This is a genomic window from Nitrospira sp. KM1 (genome assembly GCF_011405515.1).
Lineage (GTDB): Bacteria > Nitrospirota > Nitrospiria > Nitrospirales > Nitrospiraceae > Nitrospira_C.
In genome coordinates this window covers 1,979,030-2,000,710 of sequence record NZ_AP022671.1, presented here as the reverse complement: position 1 = coordinate 2,000,710, position 21,681 = coordinate 1,979,030, and the positions used below count along the sequence as shown (strand labels likewise).

Genomic DNA, 21,681 nt, shown 5'->3' with positions numbered 1-21,681 from the left:
CCGGCCACGAGATCCTGCTTGTTTATGCCGCTTGGCGGCATGTTTCACGCCACCGCGAGAGATGCTGCACGACCCCGCATGCGGATAGATACGCCATATCAATTGATTCGGGATTGCACGGTTCGCCTAATGTGAGCCCTTCATCGTCCAAGGCGTCGGCGACGTGCACGGCGGTGAGCACAGACATCGCACGATGCGGCCGGCAGGACGGCTTGTGATGATAGCTCGCAGCCTCCACGATCGAGTCCTGCAAGCCCCAAATTCCGAGTAAATACCCCGCGATCTCGCAGTGAGAAGCTCCGAAGACCTCCGTTTCGGCGGCGACACGGGCGTGCATATTCTGACCGCATCCACGCAAGACTGCAGCATAACGATCTGGGTAATTAGTCGCGAGAATGAGGAGTCCTAGGTCGTGAACCAAGCCCGCGACAAACGCTGCTTCAACGGCAAGGGTGCCCAGGCCCGCTGCCTGAGCAATCGCACGTGCGGATACCGCGCAAGACATGGCGTGCCTCCAGAGTGTGTCAACCGAGAGTGGGAGCGACGCCGTCTGCGGAAACTGAGAAAAGATCTGGAGGCCGAGCACGAGAGACTTGACTGTATCAATCCCCAGAAGGGCCATGGCATGAGCTGGGCTCGAGATCGTTCGGCGCAGGCTAAAGTAGGCGGAATTCACCACTTGCATGATCTTGGACACCATGGCCATATCGCGCGATAGGATGCGAGCAGCCGCCTCGATTGAAGCTCGTGGGGATTGCAGTTCTGCCACCAACTCTTGGTAAATGTCAGGCAGACACGGAACGCTACGGAGGTCGGCGACCAGACCGCGAATCGACTCCGTCGACATCTGCGGCAGGCAGGTGGCTCGAGCCAGCGCGGATCTAAAAGCCTCCGGGATGACTGGCTTTGGAATGAACTGGTGAGCCACTTCAAGGAAGCGCATCACCATTGTTTGATGCGCAGCTCCCGACATGGCGATTCTGATTGTCAGGGGGAATCGATGTTTGATGTCTGTAAGCAGTTCTATGCCTCCGATCCCTCCCAAATGCGTGCCCACAAAGACAATGTCGATCGATGCGGCACACATAGTTTTGATCGCGGTGTCGGCAGTGGTGGCGCCATGAACAATCCACTCGCCCAAACCTTCGCCAAGCATAGAACGAAACTGAACCGGAAGTGCTGGATCGTCATCGACCACGAGGAGATGTTTCATGTCGGGTCCAATCTTTGCCGGAGCGTCAATAGGGAGCTGTCTCTACTCTCTTTCGGACTATCGACCGGTGGCTTGAGACAGCGCCGATGGCGAGGGTGCGGAATCATTGAAAGGGCCTCTACTCAGGTTTTACTCCGCGAGACCGATAGAACGACTGGGAAGGTGCGGACCATCGGCAGCCAGCCCCCTGGATATCGACCAGCTCGGGCCGGGTCATGCCGGTAATTCATTGAGTCTCAGGGTATACAGGTAGTGATACAGCCCCTTTCGGCCCAGCAAATCGCCGTGAGTGCCGGTTTCCACGATGCGGCCTTGATTCAGGACGAGAATACGGTCGGCTCGCTGAATAGTCGTGAGTCGGTGAGCGACGACGAAAGTGGTTTTCCCAGTCATCAATCGTTCAAAGGCCTCCTGGACGAGGCGCTCCGATTCACTGTCCAGCGCAGACGTGGCTTCGTCGAGCAGGAGGACTCTGGAGTTTTTCAAGATGGCTCGTGCGATGGCAATGCGTTGACGTTGGCCGCCTGAGAGATTGATGCCTTTCTCGCCGACAACGGTTTGGTACGCGTCGGGAAAGGCGGTGATGAAGTCGTGGGCGTGTGCTGCACGGCTGGCTTCTTCAACCGCCTTCTCGCTTGCCTCTTGGTTGCCGTATCGAATGTTGTCCAAAATCGTTCCTCCGAACAACACAGTTTCCTGCGGCACGAGTGCGACCTGCCGATACCAGCTCTCGAGAGAGATATCTCGAAGATCCCGTCCGTCGACGCGAATCACCCCTTGCGTCGGATCATAAAACCGATGAAGAAGATTCATGAGCGTGCTTTTCCCTGAACCGGTTGGCCCCACTATCGCGATGCATTCTCCAGGTTGCGCCTCAAAGGAAATATCCATGAGCACCGGTTGGCGCAGGTCGTAATGAAAGCCGACCTGTTCGAGCTGCAACCGTCCCGTGATTGTCGTTACGGAGGTCGCTCCTGGCCTGTCTGAGACTTCGGATCGTGCATCGAGAATTTCAAAGACTCGTTGGGTGGCTCCTTGTGCCTCTCGTAATTGCGCAAAGACTCTCGCGGCCGAACTGAATGGGCCGATTAGAATACCGGCAAAGAGTACGAACGCAAAGAGATCGCCGGCCGACACGGTGCCATCAATCACTTGTGCCCCTCCGTACCAGAGAACCGCTGCAGCCGCTGAAAACGTCAAGAGACTGATGACGGGAATGAACAGGGCCATGATACCTGCCCGCGTCATGGTCAGTTGAAGCGCCTTCTCTATGTGATCGGAGAACCGCCCTTGTTCACGGTCGGTCTGTACGAACGACTTGACGATGCGGATACCGGAAATCACTTCTTCGATGACGGTACTGAGCGCTGCGGTTTGGTCCTGTATTGACGTTGAAAGGGATTTAAGACGGCGGCCGAACAACCGTGCGACCAGCACCAGCAGCGGAAGCAGAATCAGAATCAACAGACAGAGCCGCCAATTCATGACCAAAAGAAATCCGATCCCGCCGATCAAGGTCACGAGTTGTTTCGCCGTGTCGATAGGAGTATCCGTCGTGATCGACTGGATCACGGTCACGTCGTTCATGAGACGAGACAGCAATTCACCGGTACGCCTTTTGGTGAAAAAGCTGACGGAGAGTCGTTGAAGATGAGAAAACAGGTGAATACGAAAGTCAGCGACGATGCGTTGGGACACCCAGGCGGTCAGGTAGCTGTGTCCCATGGAGCACACGCCTTGCACGACGACCAAGGCGAGAAACCACCCGATCAGACGCGTCATGCCCTCGACGTCATGGTGGACCGTGATGACATCCCACACGTGCCCCGCCAGCCTCAACAGTAGAAGATTGATGGCGGCGACGATCATCACCAATAGTCCGGCCAAAACCATCCGACCGAGGTACGGCTTCAGGAACGGGATGAATCGTCTAAAATTTTGCATCTCGGAGACATTGGCGTTGAGAGGCGAAGAGAACGATCACGCGTGAAAAACTCAGCGGGCGGGCGGGCGATTTTCTACAATTGGGCGATCGATTCGATCAGATTCTTGTTGATGGCGACGAAGTCCGAGCGGTCCTTGTCATTGATCACGACGTCCGTCAGGCTGATGAACAGCCGCTGTTCTTCGTTGATCGCATCTGAGACGCGGTTGCGCATGGGTGGAATCAAGAAATCGCCCACGTAGACGCAGTTGACCGTGCGGACGCGGATGCGAACCTTCTTGCCTTCAGGCACAAGAGCCTCCTCCCACAGCGCTGGGCGAGTTTAACTTTTTCGACGAAGGAACTTTTGACGCCGGCGCAGCTTTTTATATTTATGCTTGCGCATTTTCTTTCGGCGCTTTTTCAGTACACTGGCCATGCGAGTTCTCCAATGGAACGCGAGTCTAAGTGCTTTCATGTAAAAATGCAAGCAACGCGACGAGACATCCCATGGTGATCGTCGAGTCAAAGAGCGATGCCGCGCCTTGACCGCTTTGCGACCGGTTTCTATACTGCACGAATGGACGTCTATCCAATCCATCGATCCGCCGCTTGTGTCGCGATGCTCATCGCCATGCTGATCCCCGGCGCCGGATGTGGATCGAAGGTTCTGCAATATCCAGAGGATCATGAACGCTATGTTCGTATTGACAAGGCTGTCGAGTCGCTGCGTGAGGCCTACGTGAAGAAGGACCTCTCAGGCATGACGTCCCTCATGGTGCCGACGGAGCAGCTTGAACGACTGCAGGGAGATGCGGAAGGTGATTTCGAGGCGTTTCAAAAAATCCTGCTTGAATTCAGAGTCGAACGCATCATGATTGAAAATGACGACATCGACGTGTACGTCCACTGGCAAGGGGTTTGGAAAAAAGACCTCGAAGACCCTGGCCTTCGTCAACGTGGGCACTCACGCCTGCAGTGGGTTGGCACGAAAGCCGTCTTGCTTCGGGGATTACAAGGTGACGCCCCTTTCGGCATTGCCGCACGGCAATCGGGCGTCGGCACACCATCGACCAAGAAATAACCGATGCGTCACCGGAAGTCTTCCAATCTTTCCCGCGAAGCGGATTTCCTCGTTGTCGGGAGCGGCGTGGCCGGTCTTCGAGCGGCCCTAGAACTGAGTCGTGCCGGTCGTGTTCTGGTGCTCACCAAAGGGCATCCCCTTCAGAGCAGCTCCACCCACGCGCAAGGAGGAGTAGCGGTTGCCATGAGCGAGGAGGATGACGTCACGATTCACCTCACGGACACGCTCAAGGCCGGGCATGGTTTGTGTCGAAAAGATGCCGTGCGGGTGCTCGTGGAAGAAGGGCCGGCTCGAATACAAGAACTCATACGCTGGGGTGCGCAGTTCGACAAGTCCGGAGGAAAATTCGCGTTTGCGCGGGAGGCTGCGCATAGTCGCAGTCGGATTCTTCGGGCTCGTGGCGACGCGACTGGAAACGAGATGGTGCGTGTCCTGATCGCGGAAGCCATTCGAAACAAGCGCATTCAGCGGCTTGATTATCATTTCACAATCGATCTGGTTGTTGAATCGGGAAGATGCGGTGGCGCGCTCGTTCTGGATGAGCATTCAGGCAAGCGGTTCATCCTTCCCGCCAAAGCCGTCGTACTTTCGACGGGAGGTGCCGGACAACTCTACGCCCGGACGACGAATCCTGCCAATGCGACTGGAGACGGAATGGCGATGGCGCTTCGAGCGGGAGCGGTCCTGCAGGACATGGAATTTATTCAGTTCCATCCGACCGCGCTCTACTTGCCGTCCTCACCCCCGTTTCTTTTGTCGGAAGCGATGAGGGGCGAAGGAGCCCGTCTCCGCAATACGAAGGGCGAACTGTTCATGGATCGATACCATCCGATGGGAGCGTTGGCACCCAGGGACATTGTCTCGCGGGCGATTTGGGCCGAAATGGCGGCAACCAAGGCGCGGCATGTGTATCTCGATGTGACGCACCTCGGGTCGCACTTCATCAAACGCCGGTTTCCGACTATTTATGCAACGTGTCTTCGATATGACATCGACATTACGGAAGAGTGGATTCCGGTATCCCCAAGCGCCCACTATGTGATGGGCGGTGCTTGGACCGACTTGCACGGAGCGACGACGGTACCCGGACTCTTCGCTGCCGGAGAAGTGGCCTGCAGCGGGGTGCATGGCGCCAACCGATTGGCGAGCAATTCGCTGCTTGAGGGTTTAGTGTTCGGAGCACGCGCTGCGGGAGCTGCTATGGACTATGCGGCGCGTCACGCCGTGCCGTCGCTGGCCGCTCATGAAGCGGCTCTCAGGTCCGAACACCTCGGCTCTGTGGAGGATGTTGAAAAAATTCGCAGCTCGCTCCGACGGACCATGTGGGGCCAGGTCGGTGTCATTCGCTCGGGAGAATCACTCATTCGCGCCTGCGCCCAACTATCACGATGGGCTCAGATCACGGCGCAACCGTTCTCGAGTCGCGCCGCGCTGGAAGTCAAAAACATGATCCAGGTCGGACAGTGCATCGCGGAAGCGGCACTCTGGAGGGAAAACAGCGTAGGAGCACATTACCGATCGGACTTTCCACAAGAGAAGCGCGCAGGCTGGCAGGAACACAGCCGCCTGTCGATCGACAGCGCGTTCAGCGAGAAACGATCTCGGAAGTCTCAGGGGCTGCTACTGACCTTGCGGGGGCGTACCGGCTGATGGGTCGTTCGGTAATCACTCCGTCACGAACCAGAAACGTGCGGTAGTATCGGAGCACTTTCTTCACATACTGGCGAGTTTCGGCAATGGGTGGCAGAGCCTGGTACCGCTCGACAACGCTTTCGCCGGCGTTATAGGCCGCCAGTGCAAGGGGTAGGTTGCCGTGAAAGCGGTCCAGGAGTTGACGTAGATACCGCGTCCCGCCGGCCACGTTATCCTCTGGATCGTAGAGGTCGCGCACGTCCATTCGTATTGCCGTCTGAGGCATCAGTTGCATGAGGCCGATCGCTCCTGCCCGGGACACCGCTCGCGGGTCAAAGTTGGATTCTGCTTTGATCACCGCCCGGATGAGGGCCGGATGCAGTTGTTGTTGTGTTGAATGACGGCGGATGAGAGGCTCAAGCTCCCGTTCGGAAATCACAGAGGGGAATTGAGCCGCGTCCATTTCAAACCGACGATAGCGGGCATCGCTGGGCACATTTGTGAGTGAAATCGTTCCGTTCGGTCCAACGTATTGGTAGATCTCGGCCGAGATCTGATCCGCACAGCCCCAAATAAGAAAACTCGCCACCAGAAGTCCGATAGAGGTCCGCCTGCCTTTCCGTGCCAGCAGGCATACGTATGCCGAAATAGACATAGTCATGCTTTCAACGATAGCAGTAGCTAGCCTCCTGTCAAGAAAATGCATCGCGCATGCGGGAATAGACCTAAGCTCGCGAAGAGCAAGGACGATTTGACCAATGGATCTAACTATTTAGCCGTGAACCGGCCACGGTTGGCGGCAAAAAGGTGCTGTAGTTTGATAGTAAGGGGTCCCGGGTGTCCGCTGCCGACAAGTCTACCGTCTACCTGCGTGACGGGCATGATTTCCATCGAAGTATTCGTCAAGAAACATTCATCGGCTTGGCTCAGCATTTGTGCGTCGAAAATTCCTTCCTCAATTGGAATACCGGCCTCCGTACCAAGTGATAAGACAATTTCTCGTGTAATCCCATCCAGAATGCCGCAGGTCAGAGATGGCGTGCAGAGTTTGCCATCTTTGACAAAGAAAATGTTGCTGACCGTACATTCCGTCAGGTGAGCATTCCCATTGAGCATCACCGCATCGGATGCACCGGCCAGGATTGCCTCACGTTTTGCCATGATATTATTCAGAAAATTCGTGGCCTTGATTCGCGGATCCAAGGCAGTCGAAAGGTTGCGTCTCGTGGCAGCCACGATGATACTCATGCCGTCTGCGTAAGCCTTCAAGGAGGGTCGGACAAGGGCTTTGCTCATGATGACGAGAGTAGGGGTGGGGCAGAGAGCCGGATCTAGTCCAATGTCTCCGGGCCCTCTGGACAGGGTAATGCGGATATAGGCGTCGTGCCGTTCGTTCCCCACGTCATTGAGGGTCATCGCTTCATGCAGCAGATTGGGCCAATCCAATACAGGAACGGCGATGCCGATGGAATCCGCGGATCGTCGAAGACGGGCAAGGTGATGCTCGCGCATGAAGATGGCATCGCCATATGAACGCAGGGTTTCATAGACGCCGTCGCCGTATAGAAAGCCGTGATCAAAGACCGAAATGCGAGCGTCGCGCTCCTGAAGGAATCGATCGTTTAAGTAGATCCACATGGTGCATCCCGCCCCAGCGAAGTGAAAAACGATTGTGCTTTGTGAAGAGTTTCCTCGTATTCCCGGTCGGGAATGGAATCGGCCACTACCCCGGCGCCCACCTGCAGATAGCCTTTGTGGCCGGTCAACACCAAGGTTCGTATGATGATATTCAAGTCGAGATCGCCATTCCATCCAATGTACCCCAACGACCCCGTATAGGGTCCTCGCCGAACTGGTTCCAGTTCCTCGATGATCTCCATACAACGCACTTTTGGAACGCCAGTGATGGTTCCTCCTGGAAACGTAGCGTTGATCACGTCAAACGGCGTGACATCCTGACGGATGGTGCCGCTGACATTCGAAACGATGTGATTGACGTGAGAGTACTGTTCGACGGCCATAAACTCATCCACCACCACCGAGCCGAATTCGCAGACACGACCGAGATCATTGCGTTCGAGATCGACCAGCATCAGGTGTTCGGCGCGTTCTTTGTCATTCGTGAGCAGTTCTTCGACGAGAGCTCGATCCTCCGAAATATTTTCTCCACGAGGACGTGTTCCCGCGATCGGTCTGGTCTCGGCACGACCTCCCTGCAGCCGAACCAGCCGCTCAGGGGAGCAACAGATCAGAGAAACCTTGTCAAAGCGCAGGAGGCTCGAAAATGGTGAGGGATTGATCGTGCGCAGATGATGAAAGAGCGATTGCTCATATTGGAACCGCTGTGCGCCGGTTTGATAAGCCGCAGGGATTTCAAATGAGAACCGATGTGAGAGGTTGGCCTGGTAAATATCTCCCTGCGCGATATAGCGCTGGCAACGTCGTACGCGGTCAAGATATTCCTCTTTTTTCTGTTCAGCGACGAAGGGAATTGATTCCATTGAGGCAACCATGCTTCCGCGGGTTGGTCCGGTCAATGTCGCGGCGCATGCTCGAACTCTCTCGACCCCTTCTCTATACAATCGATCTCGTGACTCTCCATGGAACCGCTCCAGTGACGGACAAAAAATCACCTGGATGCGATTGTGTAGGTGGTCGACGGCTGTGACGAGTTCGAATAAACCAAATTGGACGGTGGGGATCTGAAGATCGTCGGCAGCCATCGAGGGAACGGCTTCCAGACATCGGACAAAGTCGTAGCTGATGTAACCGACCGCTCCTCCAAAAAACGGAGGAAGGTTGGGAATAGGTTCAATCCCAGACGGTTTTCCCCAGGTGGAGGATTGCGGATGAGGATTTGCCGTCGCCAATCTCAAATCTTCCAGTCTTGAAGTGATGGCAGTGGGGTGGCTTCCTAAAAATGAGTAGCAGCTCTTATTTTTGCTGCCTGCACCGGTTTCCAGCAAGAATGATGGTTGATGCTCGGAGGCAATCCTTCCGTAGAGTTCAAACGGGCTTTCGGTTCGTCCTTCGAGGGTGAGCATGAGTGGTCTTGGGGGACCATGCAAAAACGCCTGCTGAGAGAGGGAATCCATGACGCAGTTATCTCCAGTAACATCGAGTACGCAAAATAGGAAATTACTATACCTCATACCCTCATTGTCGGTGAGCGTGTGATAAGACTCGGCTTGACAAATTCAGAGGTATTCTGTTTGAATTGCGCGCCCGCCACTGGGAGAGTCTTGTTCAACGCGGCTCAATGAGTGCTCGCTTCCGTGGATCAACGAGGCACATCATGCCTCCATCACAGGATCCAATATATGCGGGACTCGGGCAAGCCGTTCGAATTGGAACGGAACTGATCGCTGCGCTGATAGTGGGCGGGGGGTTGGGATGGGTCGTCGATACCTATCTCTTGGAGTCGAGTCCCTGGGGCATGGCAGCAGGGTTATTTTTTGGGGCGGCCGCTGGGATACGGAACGCCTATCGATCTGCCCAGCAGTGGCCAAAATCCTAAGACACCGTGAGGACAGAATAGATGGAAGAAAGTCCCCTACATCCCTTCGAACTTCATAACATTGTCCCGATTAATTTCGCAGGCCTGGATATATCGATTAATAAGGCCGTGATCATTATGTGGGTCGTCGTGGCACTCGTGGCCTTCCTGATGGTCAAGGCCGGGGGGGCAAGGCAGTTAGTTCCGGGAAAATTACAGAGCCTGGCTGAAATGCTTGTCGATTTCATTCGTGGAATTATCCTGGACACGATGGGCAAGGATGGGATGCGGTTTTTCCCGCTAGTGGCCACCTTATTTCTCTTCATTCTATTCTGCAATCTCATCGGCTTGATTCCAGGGTCTTATACGGTCACAAGCCAGATTATTGTCACAGCGGTGTTTGCCATTGCGGTCTACGCACTGAGCCTTATCATGGGATTTCTCATACATGGCGCAAAGTTTCTGGGCATTTTAGTGCCGCCCGGGACCCCGGCGTGGCTGTTGCCGCTGATGGTTCCTATCGAACTCATCAGCCAGTTGGCCCGCCCGATTTCTCTTGCGGTACGGCTGTTCGCCAATATGACCGCCGGGCATGTCATCCTCGGCGTCTTGTTCGGGCTGGCGATTAGCGGTGGGTTGCTGATTGGCTGGCTGCCGTTTGCATTCACGATCGCGATGAACGGATTGGAAGTTGGTATCGCCTTCATCCAAGCCTACATCTTTACGGTTCTGACATGCGTCTATCTGGGGGACGCGTTCCACCTACATGGCCACGATGATCATGCGCACTAACGGCCTGTTCTCATGTCCACGGACTGTTCAACAGTGCCGGTAGCATTTTGATAACCGAGAGGAAGGAGATACGATGGATTCAGCAGCCGCAGCATTATTGGGAATGGGATTGGCCGCCGCCGGGTTCGCTGGCGCCGGAGTCGGGATCGGATATATTTTCGGCAAGATGATTGAAGCGGTCGCACGGCAGCCGGAAGCCGAAGGTCGCATTGGCAAGTACATGTGGATCGGATTTGCGCTGGTCGAAGCCATTGCGCTTTACGGCCTCGTGATCGCGTTTATCATCATGGGACTTCGCAAGTAGTACTGGCCGCGGAGTGGTTGGATAGAATCTGGTCGCTGCGCGAGGCGTTTCGTAGATACTGGCTGAGGGTCCCTGGCTTGAGAGGTTGCTATGCCGCAGTTTGAATCACACTTTTTCTCCTCGCTCATTTTTTGGGAGGTCGTATCCTTTGCGATCCTCCTTTTCGTGCTCTACAAGTACGCCTTCCCAGGCATTCTTGCGGTCCTGGAAGAGCGAGAGCGGAAAATCAAGGACAGTTTGGATCAGGCCGAACGGCATCGGTTCGAGGCCGAGGGACGACTCAAGGAATACGAGGCCAAGCTCAATGCGGCCTCAAAGGAAGCTGAAGGTCTTCTCGCGGCGGCAAAGGAGCGGGCTCAACGCCTGTTGGAGGAGAATGAGCAGCGGTTGACCTCTGAAGCTGAGCGGATCAAGGGGGACGCCACCAGAGAAATCGATCAGGAGCGTAGAAAGGCCGTTCAGGAGATTCGGTCACAGACGACCGAATTGGCATTGATGGTGGCCGAAAAAGTTGTTCAACGAAGTTTGACTGATGCCGATCACCGCAGATTGGCTGATGAAGCCCTCGATGCCCTCGCAAAGTCGCCAGCTCGCTGAGTTGTCGACTAGCGACGTTATCCTAGACTGGTTCCCCCGGGTCTGTATCCTTCCAGGTCTACGCAGACAAACCGGAACCCGAACTCTCTCAGCTGTCTGCTGATTCGTTCCCGGTTGGCAGCCGTCGCCAATTTTTCGAAGTCCTCAGATGGGGCTTCGATTCTGGCGATGTCTCCGTGATCGCGAACGCGGATGTGTCGCAAGCCTTCTCCGTGCAGGAAAGACTCAGCGAACTCAACCCGTCGCAATTTTTCTATTGTAATCGGCATGCCCCGAGGAATGCGGGAGGACAAACAGGCTGCTGCCGGTTTCGCCCAGGTAGAAATCCCCAGCCGCTCGGCCATCGTCCGAACATCCGATTTCGTACAGGATGCTTCGAGAAGCGGGCTTCGGACATGATAGGCACTCGCAGCGGTGATGCCGGGCCGGTCGTCGCCCATATCGTCGAGATTTGTTCCGTCAGCCACCCACTCAACGTTCCGTTCCGTTCGCAACCTGTCCAACAGCTGATAGAGATCGGATTTGCAATGGAAGCAACGGCTGGCGTCGTTCTTGACAAAATCAGGAATCAATAATTGATCCGTTCGCACGATTTCATGCCGAACTCCGATTTCTCTTGCAACCCGGATCGCGGTTTCCAGTTCCTCGCCTGGGAGCGTCGGCGAGACAGCCGTCACGCCTAGCGCACGGTCTCCCAACACATCCTGGGCCATCTTCAACACCAATGTGCTGTCGATGCCCCCGGAATACGCGACGAGCACCGACCGCATGTCGGCAAATACATTCCGCAAGCGCGTCAGTTGGTCCGTGGAAGCTTGCCTGGGCATTGACATCGGAATTCCGGATGATCTGCTAATGTTTGATCTTAGCCTTCGTGAGATTACCAACCACCACCATCGCATATCGGTGGGGATCTAGGTACTGTTTAGCCACTCGCTGGACGTCATCCTTCGTCACGCGTTCGATCCATTTCGGATATTGCGAAAAGTATTCGAATCCCAAGCCGTAAAATTCCACTTGGGCCAACACCTGGGCGAGCTTGGCGGTTGAATCGAGGCGTAGGGGGAAGCTTCCCATGAGAAAGGATTTGGCATCGGCAAGTTCCTGATCGGATACCGGAGATTCCCGGATGGCTTTGACTTCAGCCAATACTCCGTTGATGGCCTGATTAGTCGCCTCACTTCGCGTTTGCAAACTAATCCAAAATGATCCGGGCATATATCGCGCATCGAAATGACTCATGATGCCGTATGCCAGACCTTGCTTGTCCCTGATGGAGTCCATCAGCCTGGAGGAAAATCCGCCGCTTCCCAAGATGTAGTTCATGACCGTGACGGCATAGAAGTCGGGATTCGTCCGACTGATTCCTCCGTGCCCGAGTACAATGCTCGATTGCATGAGGTCTTTCTCGATGAGCTGCACGGTTTTCTTTTCCAGCGGAGCCGCCTTTTTATTCGTCCGCACCGGCAGAGCAGCCTTCTTCCAAGACCCAAAATGTGTTTGTGTCAAGCCGGTGATCTGTTCGGCGGTCACATCGCCAACCACGGTAAGGATGACCTGGCCTGGGACATACTCTTTTGAATAGAAAGCAGCCACATCGGCCGGAGTGATCTTGCCGACCGTCTCTTCAGTCCCATTCAGGGGCCATCGGTAGGGATGACCATGGAACACGAGTTGGTTGAACGCCTTCATCGCGACGTGACCGGGATCATCGTTATCGCTTGCCATTTCGCCGAGGACTTGGCCTCGGATCCGCTCGAAGTCCTGTTTGTTGAACACGGGATGCTGCAAGATGTCCGCAAGCAGCGTGAAAGCCAAGTCCACGTCTTTTTTGAGTACACGAGCGGATGCGGTCGTAAAATCCTCGCCGGCTTTCACTTCCAGAGCTCCGCCGACGAAGTCGATTTGTTCGGCAAGCTGTTTCGAGGTGCGAGTGGTCGTGCCTTCATCGAGCAGACTGGCGACGAGATTCGCCAGTCCGGCGCGTTCCGGGAGGTCATGCGAAGACCCGGCCTTAATCAGGGCATGAACTTCAACGATTGGCACATAGTGCTGTTCCAGGATGACGACGGTCATGCCATTGGGCGTCGCGAATTTGACGGGGGCGATTTCGGCCGCGGCGGCGTCGCACAACATGATCGCGAGTGTGAGTGCGGTTGCCGCCAACGGGGTGATGAATGCATGGAAAAACGCCGATCTCCTGATACGCATCACGGTTTCCCTTGCGGTCCGGATGTCGACGTCATCTCCGGCTGTTTGGGCGGTACGGGGATGAGCGTTCCGACCGTTCGGGCGTCATCGGTCAGATACTGCACCGCAACCCGTTGGACGTCTTTGGGAGTGACGGCGCGAATTCGTTCCAAAAACTGTTCGACTTTGCGCCATCCGGCGCCAACCGCTTCAGCCTGACCTAACAACATGGCATGCCTGAAATTCGAATCTTGCTCGAAGACACGGGCGGCTTCGACCTGATTTTTAGCCCGTTGCAGCTCCTGCTCGGTAGGAGGATCTGTTTGGATCCGCTTGATTTCTTTTTGGAGGGCCTCTTCAACGGTTTCAACGCCCACACCAGGCCGCACAAGCGCATAGAAATAGAACAGCCCAGGATCGGTTTGCATCAAACCATACTCAGCGCCGACCGCAAGCGACACGCTCTGCTCGTACACGAGGCTTTGGTACAGACGAGAACTCTTGCCGCGCGACAGGATGGATTCCAGCACATCCAGCGCGTAGGAATCTTCACTGGTATAATTGGGGACCCGATACCCCATCATGACGAACGGGACCTGCGCATCTCGTTTCAGGTAGAAGCGTCGCTCTCCCTTTTGGTCCCCCTCCATGGTCGCCACTGGTTTGGGTTCGGGTCCTCGAGGAATGGGTTCAAACAACTGCCGAATCGTTGATATTAATCCATCCGCATTCACGTCACCGACGATGACCAACGTCGCATTGTTCGGAGAATAATACGTATCGTAATGCCGCTGGAGGTCATCGAGCGTCATGGCGTCGAGGTCTCCAAACCAACCGATCACCGGCCAGTGGTAAGGGTGGCTCATGTATGCTTGCGCAAACAATGCTTCGACAAGCGCACCCTGAGGATCATCTTCAGTTCGCAGGCGGCGCTCTTCCTTGACGACCTCCCGCTCCGTTTTCAGCTCTTCCAAATCAAGAATGAGTCCTTGCATGCGATCGGCTTCCATTTCTAGAGCCAGTTCCACCCGATCAGCTGCGAGATTCTCAAAATATGCCGTGAAGTCCTGACTGGTGAAGGCGTTGTCCATCCCTCCGCTTTTACGGATCAATCGTGAGAATGCTCCTTTTGGATATTTAGCGGTCCCCTTGAACATCATATGTTCCAACATATGGGAAAGACCGGCTCGCCCCATCACTTCATTGCGGGAGCCGACCTTATACCAGACCTGTACCGTGGCTACGGGCGCTTTCGGCACCTCACTGATCAGAACCTTCATCCCATTTGACAGTAAGAATTCGCGAGTGTCCGAAGCGGCAGAAACAGACGTCATGTCGAACGGTAAACTAAGCGAGGCAAGCAAAAGCGATAAGGCTGAGCGGCGGAGCAGGCTGGTCATCTTCAATCGGAAGGACCCAAGACGATGCATGCTAACAATGCGATTCAATTTGTGTCAAGGCTCCTTCAGCTACCGAAGCGGGTAACGTGCCGAGCTGACCGCACGCACCAAGCACCTCTCGACCCCGGCTTTTCCGAATGAATGCATCAATCCCGGCCCGACGGATGATCGATTGAAAGGCCAGTACCGAGACATCGGACGGGCGACGGTAGGGACTGCTCTGAAACTCATTGAAGGGGATGAGGTTGACTTTGCATGTCATGCCCCGCAACAGTTGCGCGAGCCTGCGTGCATCGTTTTCCTGGTCGTTGACGCCTGCCAGTAAGACATATTCAAAGGTGAGGCGCCGACCCGGAGGCAGCGGATATCGCCGACAGGCCGCCAGGAGAGCTTTTAGCGACGAGATGCGTTGTGCCCCCGGCATCAACGAGTCACGTTGGGCTTCCGTAGTCGCGTTGAGAGAGATGGCGAGGTTGACTCCCAACGGTGCGATATCCCTCATACGCGAAGCCAAACCGGCAGTGGACACCGTGATCCTCCGGGCTGACCAAGTAAGCCCCCATGTTTTATTCGTCAGGCGTCGGACGGCATCAGATAGTTCGTTCACGTTCGCGAGCGGCTCCCCCATGCCCATGAACACGAGGTTGGTAATGCGCTCGTCTTTCCGCAGATGGTCTTGAGCGGTCAGGACCTGTTCAACGATTTCGTAGGCCTTCAGATTACGTCGCAATCCCATGGTTCCCGTGAGACAGAAGTTGCAGTCCAGCGTACATCCGACCTGAGTCGAAACGCACAATGTCAGCCGTTCGTCGTCGGGGATCAGCACTGTTTCCACGGTCAACCCATCGTTGAGTGCGACAAGTAGTTTGGCGGTGCCATCAGAGGCACGGAGGATTCTGCAATGGTCGGGGCGCCCAATGACAGCCCGGGCAGCGAGTCGCTTCCGGTCCTCCACGCTTAAATTGGTCATCTCATCGACGGATCGAACGCGCCGCTGATAGAGCCATCGAAGAATTTGAATGGAACGGTACGCCGGCCAGTTCAGGTCTTTGACGAGGCTGGCGAGACCGTCTTCGGTCAATGACAGTAAATTGATCTGATTGGGAGACGAGGCGACTCTGGGCATCCGGTAGCCTAACACAGCGTAAAAAATGGGAACAAGGAGCCGACCATTCATGAATGGATGTCGGCTGGCAAGACTCCGACGACGCTGTTATATATGATTAAATACATAGTCGAGGGGATGCAAAGGGATGGCTGTAGGCAAAAATCGGTACCGCTCGATGCCCGTGCTCGTTTCAACGGGTCTCATGGTTCTCATCTCGGTCGGGTTGACCGCCTCAACATATTCGTCGGCTGATTCTCCTTCTCAAATCTCGGATTCTGATTCGTGTGACGCGGCGGAGGTGTGCTTCCAAGCCGGAGCGTTGCCGAAGGAACGGCTGAGAAATGTGATGGTGAAAGACCAAGTCTCATCACTGCAGCTTGAACGGCTGCGTCTCCTGATGGAGAAATTCCCTTCTACGACATGGGCGAAGCGAGGCGGTCTGCTGTCCGGAGTCCTTCTGATTCAACGTAATCCTCCGGTGGCTATTCAATATCTACGCGGAGCCCAACGCGATTTTCCGGTGCTGGATGACTACATCCGACTATGGATCGGTGAAGCCTCCTTGAACATTGGTGATGCCAGCATGGCCGCGAACATGTTCGAGAGCATTCCCGTCGCCGCTCCCGACACCAACCTTTCGGCGAAGGCCGCCTACCGTGCAGGTGAAGCCTGGTATCAATCATCAGACTGCATGCATGCAGAGGAATGGTTCGCGAAAGCTCTTGCGCTGAATGAAAAGGACACAAACGCTCCCCAGGCGTTGTTTCGTCGGGCAGCATGTCGGCTTCGTGAAGACCGAGTCGCCGAAGGCCGCGAGGTTCTGAGGCAGTTGTGGGTACGCTATCCTTCCAGCCCTGAGGCGAAAGAGGCTGCAGGATTGCTTGCATCAAACTTAGGGGGCGAACCGTGGGCGCCAGCTCCGGCCGACCGGCTTGCGAGAGCACAGGGCTTTTTTGCGCAGGCCTACCATCAGGAAGCCATCGACGAGTTCCGGCACTTCTTGAGCAGCGACCCGAATTCTCCTCGTAGAAGTGAGGCCAGGCTGAAGCTCGGGGTTGCCCAGGTGCGACTCAAGCAATACGACCATGCCAGAGAGACATTCTCGGGCGTCGTGAAAACCGGAGGAGGAGAGGCTCAGGAGGCTGCGGTATGGTTAGCGAGAGTGTACCTTCGCCGAGGAGAAGGAGAGAAACTGCTGGAAGTGGCGCGATCAGCACAAACCTCAGCTCTGTCGCCGGAGCAAAAGGGGCAAATTGTGCTTTTCGCAGGCATTTGGTTGGAGGATCAAAAGCTATTCGATGACGCAATCGCGCGCTACCGTCAGGTGGCAAAATCCGGCGAACCGGCCTCTCAACGGGCAGAAGGCCAATGGCGAGCAGGGTGGGTCTATTATCGGATGGGCCGATATCGTGAGGCCGTCGAAGTGTTGCGTACTCTGGTCGAAAAGTACGACAGCGACTTCGAACCCCAGGCGCTCTATTGGACGGCGCGAGCTGTAGAACAGGGGCGGCTGTCCACTCCCGACGAATATTATAGGGAGATATGCCAACGGTTCGTGTACACCTACTATTGCCAGCTTGCCCGTGAACGAACCGCAATTTCATTCGATGGAACATCGGGTGCCATTCCCTCTAATGGAGTGCTTGCGCCTGATGGTGAGTTCTCCCAATTGTCACTGCGGTCTCAGATTGCTCGAGACCACGCCTACCGGCGTGCTCTCGAGCTTAAGACGTTGGGTTTAGATGCGGAAGCTGCCCGAGAAGTTGCCGTCCTTACGGATCGTTATGGCCGAGACCCGGCTCTCGTCATGACATTATCCACGATGCTGAATGAAGTCGGAGCCTACAATTATGCGCTTCGTCTGGCACGATCCCAATTTCGGGACAAACTCGAACGGACGGGAGGTACCTTCTCCACATCGGTATGGCAGGCTGCCTACCCCACTGGTCTTCTTCCAACGATTAAACTTCAAGGCGCAAAGGGTGTAGACCCGTATTTGATTGCGGCGATCATACGTGAAGAAAGTCAGTACGATCTCAAGGCGGTATCAAGGGTAGGAGCGATCGGACTCATGCAGGTCATGCCCGCGACCGCCAATACGATGGCTCAGCGCCTGGGACTTCCAGCGGTCGGTCGAGAGGATCTCTTCGATCAGGATACGAACATTCGCATCGGTGTTCGATACGTTGAGCAACTGCTAGATCAATATTCGGGAAATCTCGTGTACACGATTGCGGCCTATAATGCCGGTCCTCCTGTCGTGACCACCTGGATCAATCAATATCGCGGACAAAGCCAGGATGAGTTCGTGGAATTGATCCCGTACCAGGAAACGAGACAGTACGTAAAGCGCGTGTTGCGAAGCTATCGGGAATACATGAGGCTTGGCAGTACTTCCTGACCTCATTTCTTGACAAGATCTAGACAAGTTTCTATAGTGCACCACAATTTGTAGGGCTATTGTAGGAGTTACTTATGGCTTTGGATCGTCTGGATGCATTGGAGTCGCGCGTTAAGGATTTAGTGAAGCTTATTCATGAATTGAAAAAGAAGAATGTCGCATTGGAGGAAGATCTCAAGACGATGCGCCAGCGATTTGCCGATCAGAACGATTCGAATCGACGTTGGGAGCGGGAGCGGATCGATATTAAGACGAGAATTGAAAAAGTGCTGGGAGAGATCGAGCTGTTGGAGTGCTTTGAAGAACGCAAGGAGGTGGCCATTGACTAGAACGACGGAAGTCGAGATCTACGGCCAGCGATATGCGATTCGTGGAGAGGCCGAAGAAGCGTATGTCCGCAGATTAGCTGGGTTTGTGGACGGGCAAATGCGTCATGTTGCTGCTGGAATGAGCACAGCGACGCCCTCTAAGCTGGCGGTTCTAGCCGCGCTCAACTTGGCGCATCAGCTTTTTGAGGCGGAAAAGAAGCGAGCCCAGGGGGAGGCCGATGTCGAACGTCGAATGACGTCGATCATGGAATCGATCGAGGAACAGGTTTCAACATCGCTGTTTCGCTAATGCGCTTGCAAGCGATATCAGCATTTTGTTAGCATAATACGCGGGGTTACAAGTAAGTAGATGTTACAGCGGTAGGGAAAGTGCTGGTCTTTTCGGAAGTGATACCGATCTTGGAGATGAGTTCTTACGAGAAGCGATGTGGAAGGTCGTAGCGATGCTGGGTCCGATTCGCGTGCAAGCGTGCTTTGAACGCCTCGTCTTTCTGGTCAGTTCGATCCTCAGGTTCAATTTTTCACAAGTGCAAGACTTCATGGCATCCATCACGCTGGGCCACAGGGTACTTATGCCCAGTCGGCAAACTGTGGCGGTCATCAAGAGCTCTGCCATTGAACGTCGCCATCTGAGGCGGCATCTTAGGGGGAGTCCCCATGACGAGACGGACTATCGGCCCGCGTCGACAATCCGACCACGTATTCAGCCCCATCCTCGTATGCAATGATCGGTTCCTAGTTCGACCATCCTCTCTCCGCCGCGTTCCCTGCTGTATTTTCCGTCGTCACATCATACGGTACTGCTGAGATCGGGATCTGAGAAGAGATGTGCTTCTTGGTCCCGTTGTGAAAGGGACTGGTCCACATGACTACCTCATTTGTCACGCTCGTGCTTGTCGGAATTGTCGCAGCCCTCTTGGGGATAGGGATCTATGAAGCTGTTCGGCGTATGTCGCAAGCCAACAGAAGAGTGAAGGAGGAAGAACAGGCCCGGCAGGCGGTTCAAAATGCGCAGCGGGAAGCTGAAAATATTCTTAAAGAAGCCAAGCTGGAAGCGAAGGACTTGATATTTCAGTCGAAGGCAGAACTGGAAAAGGAACAGAAGGCCAAGCTGGCCGAAATGTCTGTGTCCGAGAAGCGCTTAGTTCAGAGAGAAGAATCGATCGATAAGCGGATCAGCGCGCTCGATAAACGAGACAGTGAGTTTCAGAAGCGGGATCACGAGTGCGCGAAGCGGGAAGAAAAGCTCACCGCCAAAGAAGCGGCTTGTATCCAAGCTGAGAGAGAACATCGGGAAGCATTGGAACGTGTTGCAGGCATGACTGCCGAAGAGGCCAAGAAGCATCTTCTGCAGGAAATGGAAAGCCAGGCTAGACTCGATGCGGCAGGTATTGCAAAGCGAACATTAGAAGAAGCGAGGGAAAATGCCGAACGCGAGGCGCGGGAGATCATTACGAGTTCCATCCAGAGGGTCGTCCGTGACTATGTGTCGGAGTCGACCATCTCCGTCGTGCCGATTCCTAATGATGCAATGAAGGGACGCATCATCGGACGGGAGGGTCGAAATATTCGGGCGATCGAAGCGGCTACTGGCATAGATCTGATCATCGATGAAACGCCGGAGGCGGTCATTATATCCGGATTCGATCCTCTACGCAGAGAGATTGCAAAGGTATCGCTTGAGCGTCTGATGCACGACGGTCGAATACATCCCACAAGGATCGAGGAAATCGTCGACAAGGTGAAAGTCGACATCGACAAGCTGATGTACGAAGAAGCCGAAAAAATCATTTTTGAATTGGGCCTGTCCGATTTTCATCCCGAGCTGATCAAAGTGCTCGGGAGGTTGAAATACCGGACCAGTTATGGCCAGAACAATTTGTATCACGCACGGGAAGCCGCCTATATTTGTGGGATCATGGCCTCGGAATTGGGCTTGGACGTCAAGTTAGCGAGACGCGGCGCTCTCCTGCACGACATCGGCAAGGCCGTGAGCCATGAAGAGGAAGGCCCTCACGCCATGCTCGGAGCCGACATTGCCAAGAAATGGGGGGAAAGTGAAAAAATCGTGAATGCGATCGCCGCTCATCATGAGCAGGTGGAGCCTATTTGTCCGGAATCCGTGCTGGTTGCCGCGGCTGAGGCGTTATCGGCTGCGCGGCCCGGCGCGAGACGCGAGGCGCTTGAATCCTATGTGAAGAGACTGGAAAAGCTGGAATCGCTCGCTCATGCTCAAAAAGGGGTTCAGAAAGCCTATGCCATTCAAGCTGGGCGCGAGATCCGCGTGATCGTGCGGCAGGAAGATATGTCCGATACGGAATCGTTCCAGTTGTCTCGCGACCTCGCGAAAAAAATTGAACAGGAACTGACCTATCCAGGACAGATCAAAGTGACAGTGATTCGGGAAAGTCGGTACATCGAGTACGCAAAATGAAAGTACTGTGTATCGGTGACATCATGGGCGAACCCGGCAGACGAGCGGTCGCTCGCATGGTTCCCCGGCTCGTCGCGAAGCACCGGATCGACGTGGTCATCGGCAATGGTGAGAATGTCGCCGGAGGATTTGGAATCACTCCAGAACTGGCCGAAGAGTTATTCGGGATGGGACTGGCTGCGATTACCACGGGAAATCACGCGTGGGACAAGAAAGAGATCCTCGACTATTTCCCGCGAGAACGAAGACTGTTGCGCCCGGCGAACTATCCTGAGGGTGTTCCGGGTCACGGGAGTGTCGTCATACAAACAGCGGCAGGTGAGGAACTGGGGGTGTTGCAGCTCATGGGGCGAGCGTACATGCCCGCGCTCGATTGCCCGTTTCAAGTAGCAAAGAGAGAATTGGCCAGGATGAGGAAACGGGTTTCTGCTGTCATTGTCGACATGCATGCCGAGGCGACTTCAGAAAAAATGGCGATGGGCCACTATCTGGATGGCGAGGCCACTGCGGTAGTCGGGACCCATACGCACGTGCAAACTGCCGATGAGCAAATCCTTCCAAGGGGCACGGCGTATTTGACGGATATCGGTATGACGGGGCCGTTGCATGGTGTCATCGGGATAAAAAAAGACCTCGCCATTGAGAAGTTTCTCACAGGAATGCCTAGACGATTTGAAGTTGCATCTGGACCTACAGTATTCAGCGCTGTATTGCTCGACGTCGATGCGCGTATCGGCAAGGCTCTTTCGATTGAACGTATTCGTATCCTCGACTGAC

The 21,681-nt window shown here is 55.0% G+C and carries 22 protein-coding genes; 11 read left to right on the top strand and 11 right to left on the bottom strand.

Going from position 1 to position 21,681, the window contains the following annotated elements; translation table 11 throughout:
• Positions 1–22 precede the first annotated feature (22 nt).
• The 4 genes from W02_RS09135 to W02_RS22125 all read right to left on the bottom strand — a co-directional run bounded on the left by W02_RS09135 (position 23) and on the right by W02_RS22125 (position 3,576).
• Positions 23–1,213 carry an HDOD domain-containing protein gene (locus W02_RS09135; protein ID WP_173046943.1) on the bottom strand — a complete coding sequence of 397 codons (1,191 nt, stop codon included), beginning with the start codon at positions 1,211–1,213 and terminating at the stop codon, positions 23–25.
• 213 nt (positions 1,214–1,426) lie between these two features.
• The gene (locus tag W02_RS09130; protein ID WP_173046941.1) at positions 1,427–3,157 is read right to left on the bottom strand and encodes an ABC transporter ATP-binding protein; all 1,731 of its coding nucleotides are present in this window, start codon (positions 3,155–3,157) and stop codon (positions 1,427–1,429) included.
• Between the two features lie 74 nt (positions 3,158–3,231).
• Entirely contained in the window at positions 3,232–3,450 is a 219-nt protein-coding gene (locus W02_RS09125) for a hypothetical protein (protein ID WP_173046939.1), read from the bottom strand.
• Positions 3,451–3,480: 30 nt separating this feature from the next.
• Positions 3,481–3,576 (bottom strand): AURKAIP1/COX24 domain-containing protein, encoded by a 96-nt coding sequence (locus W02_RS22125; RefSeq protein ID WP_080880037.1) that lies wholly within the window; start codon positions 3,574–3,576, stop codon positions 3,481–3,483.
• 96 nt (positions 3,577–3,672) lie between these two features.
• On the opposite strand from W02_RS22125, the gene W02_RS09115 reads away from it, so the two are divergent.
• Entirely contained in the window at positions 3,673–4,221 is a 549-nt protein-coding gene (locus tag W02_RS09115) for a hypothetical protein (RefSeq protein WP_173046937.1), read from the top strand.
• A gap of 3 nt (positions 4,222–4,224) precedes the next feature.
• Positions 4,225–5,871: an L-aspartate oxidase gene (gene nadB / locus W02_RS09110; protein WP_173046935.1), complete on the top strand. Its 1,647-nt coding sequence runs from the start codon at positions 4,225–4,227 to the stop codon at positions 5,869–5,871.
• On the opposite strand, the gene W02_RS09105 is transcribed toward nadB, so the two are convergent.
• The 3 genes from W02_RS09105 to W02_RS09095 all read right to left on the bottom strand — a co-directional run bounded on the left by W02_RS09105 (position 5,807) and on the right by W02_RS09095 (position 8,948).
• Positions 5,807–6,514, bottom strand: coding sequence for a transglycosylase SLT domain-containing protein (locus W02_RS09105; protein WP_232068699.1), 708 nt, complete (start codon positions 6,512–6,514; stop codon positions 5,807–5,809). The genes nadB and W02_RS09105 overlap by 65 nt on opposite strands.
• Before the next feature lie 107 nt (positions 6,515–6,621).
• Positions 6,622–7,491 carry an aminotransferase class IV gene (locus tag W02_RS09100; RefSeq protein WP_173046933.1) on the bottom strand — a complete coding sequence of 290 codons (870 nt, stop codon included), beginning with the start codon at positions 7,489–7,491 and terminating at the stop codon, positions 6,622–6,624.
• Positions 7,476–8,948: an anthranilate synthase component I family protein gene (locus W02_RS09095; protein ID WP_173046931.1), complete on the bottom strand. Its 1,473-nt coding sequence runs from the start codon at positions 8,946–8,948 to the stop codon at positions 7,476–7,478. Before W02_RS09095 ends, W02_RS09100 begins: the two co-directional genes overlap by 16 nt.
• Positions 8,949–9,148: 200 nt before the next feature.
• Here W02_RS09095 and W02_RS09090 point away from each other — a divergent pair, with 200 nt between their 5' ends.
• The 4 genes from W02_RS09090 to atpF all read left to right on the top strand — a co-directional run bounded on the left by W02_RS09090 (position 9,149) and on the right by atpF (position 11,042).
• Entirely contained in the window at positions 9,149–9,370 is a 222-nt protein-coding gene (locus W02_RS09090; protein ID WP_173046929.1) for an AtpZ/AtpI family protein, read from the top strand.
• 21 nt (positions 9,371–9,391) lie between these two features.
• A complete protein-coding gene (locus tag W02_RS09085; protein WP_173046927.1) occupies positions 9,392–10,141 on the top strand; it encodes a F0F1 ATP synthase subunit A in 750 nt (249 codons plus the stop codon).
• A 73-nt stretch (positions 10,142–10,214) separates the two neighbouring features.
• Positions 10,215–10,445: an ATP synthase F0 subunit C gene (gene atpE, locus W02_RS09080; protein WP_173046925.1), complete on the top strand. Its 231-nt coding sequence runs from the start codon at positions 10,215–10,217 to the stop codon at positions 10,443–10,445.
• 90 nt (positions 10,446–10,535) lie between these two features.
• Entirely contained in the window at positions 10,536–11,042 is a 507-nt protein-coding gene (gene atpF / locus W02_RS09075) for a F0F1 ATP synthase subunit B (protein WP_173046923.1), read from the top strand.
• Between the two features lie 17 nt (positions 11,043–11,059).
• On the opposite strand, the gene larE is transcribed toward atpF, so the two are convergent.
• From larE to rlmN, 4 genes are read right to left on the bottom strand one after another with little or no spacing between them, the layout of a single operon-like run.
• On the bottom strand, positions 11,060–11,875 hold the full coding sequence (gene larE, locus W02_RS09070) for an ATP-dependent sacrificial sulfur transferase LarE (protein ID WP_232068698.1): 816 nt from the start codon (positions 11,873–11,875) through the stop codon (positions 11,060–11,062).
• A gap of 19 nt (positions 11,876–11,894) precedes the next feature.
• Positions 11,895–13,253, bottom strand: a complete 1,359-nt coding sequence (locus W02_RS09065) for a pitrilysin family protein (protein ID WP_173046921.1) — start codon at positions 13,251–13,253, stop codon at positions 11,895–11,897.
• Positions 13,253–14,632 carry a pitrilysin family protein gene (locus W02_RS09060; RefSeq protein ID WP_232068697.1) on the bottom strand — a complete coding sequence of 460 codons (1,380 nt, stop codon included), beginning with the start codon at positions 14,630–14,632 and terminating at the stop codon, positions 13,253–13,255. The genes W02_RS09065 and W02_RS09060 overlap by 1 nt, the downstream gene beginning before the upstream one ends.
• A gap of 31 nt (positions 14,633–14,663) precedes the next feature.
• On the bottom strand, positions 14,664–15,809 hold the full coding sequence (gene rlmN, locus W02_RS09055; protein ID WP_173046919.1) for a 23S rRNA (adenine(2503)-C(2))-methyltransferase RlmN: 1,146 nt from the start codon (positions 15,807–15,809) through the stop codon (positions 14,664–14,666).
• 76 nt (positions 15,810–15,885) lie between these two features.
• Between rlmN and W02_RS09050 the strand changes: the two genes are divergently transcribed.
• The 5 genes from W02_RS09050 (at position 15,886) to W02_RS09030 (ending at position 21,680) form a co-directional block, all read left to right on the top strand.
• Positions 15,886–18,141 carry a transglycosylase SLT domain-containing protein gene (locus W02_RS09050; RefSeq protein WP_173046917.1) on the top strand — a complete coding sequence of 752 codons (2,256 nt, stop codon included), beginning with the start codon at positions 15,886–15,888 and terminating at the stop codon, positions 18,139–18,141.
• Positions 18,142–18,215: 74 nt separating this feature from the next.
• Positions 18,216–18,470 carry a cell division protein ZapB gene (gene zapB, locus W02_RS09045; RefSeq protein ID WP_173046915.1) on the top strand — a complete coding sequence of 85 codons (255 nt, stop codon included), beginning with the start codon at positions 18,216–18,218 and terminating at the stop codon, positions 18,468–18,470.
• The gene (locus W02_RS09040) at positions 18,463–18,759 is read left to right on the top strand and encodes a cell division protein ZapA (protein WP_173046913.1); all 297 of its coding nucleotides are present in this window, start codon (positions 18,463–18,465) and stop codon (positions 18,757–18,759) included. Before zapB ends, W02_RS09040 begins: the two co-directional genes overlap by 8 nt.
• A gap of 576 nt (positions 18,760–19,335) precedes the next feature.
• The gene (rny, locus tag W02_RS09035; protein WP_173046911.1) at positions 19,336–20,904 is read left to right on the top strand and encodes a ribonuclease Y; all 1,569 of its coding nucleotides are present in this window, start codon (positions 19,336–19,338) and stop codon (positions 20,902–20,904) included.
• Positions 20,901–21,680: a TIGR00282 family metallophosphoesterase gene (locus W02_RS09030; protein WP_173046909.1), complete on the top strand. Its 780-nt coding sequence runs from the start codon at positions 20,901–20,903 to the stop codon at positions 21,678–21,680. Before rny ends, W02_RS09030 begins: the two co-directional genes overlap by 4 nt.
• Position 21,681: the final 1 nt, after the last annotated feature.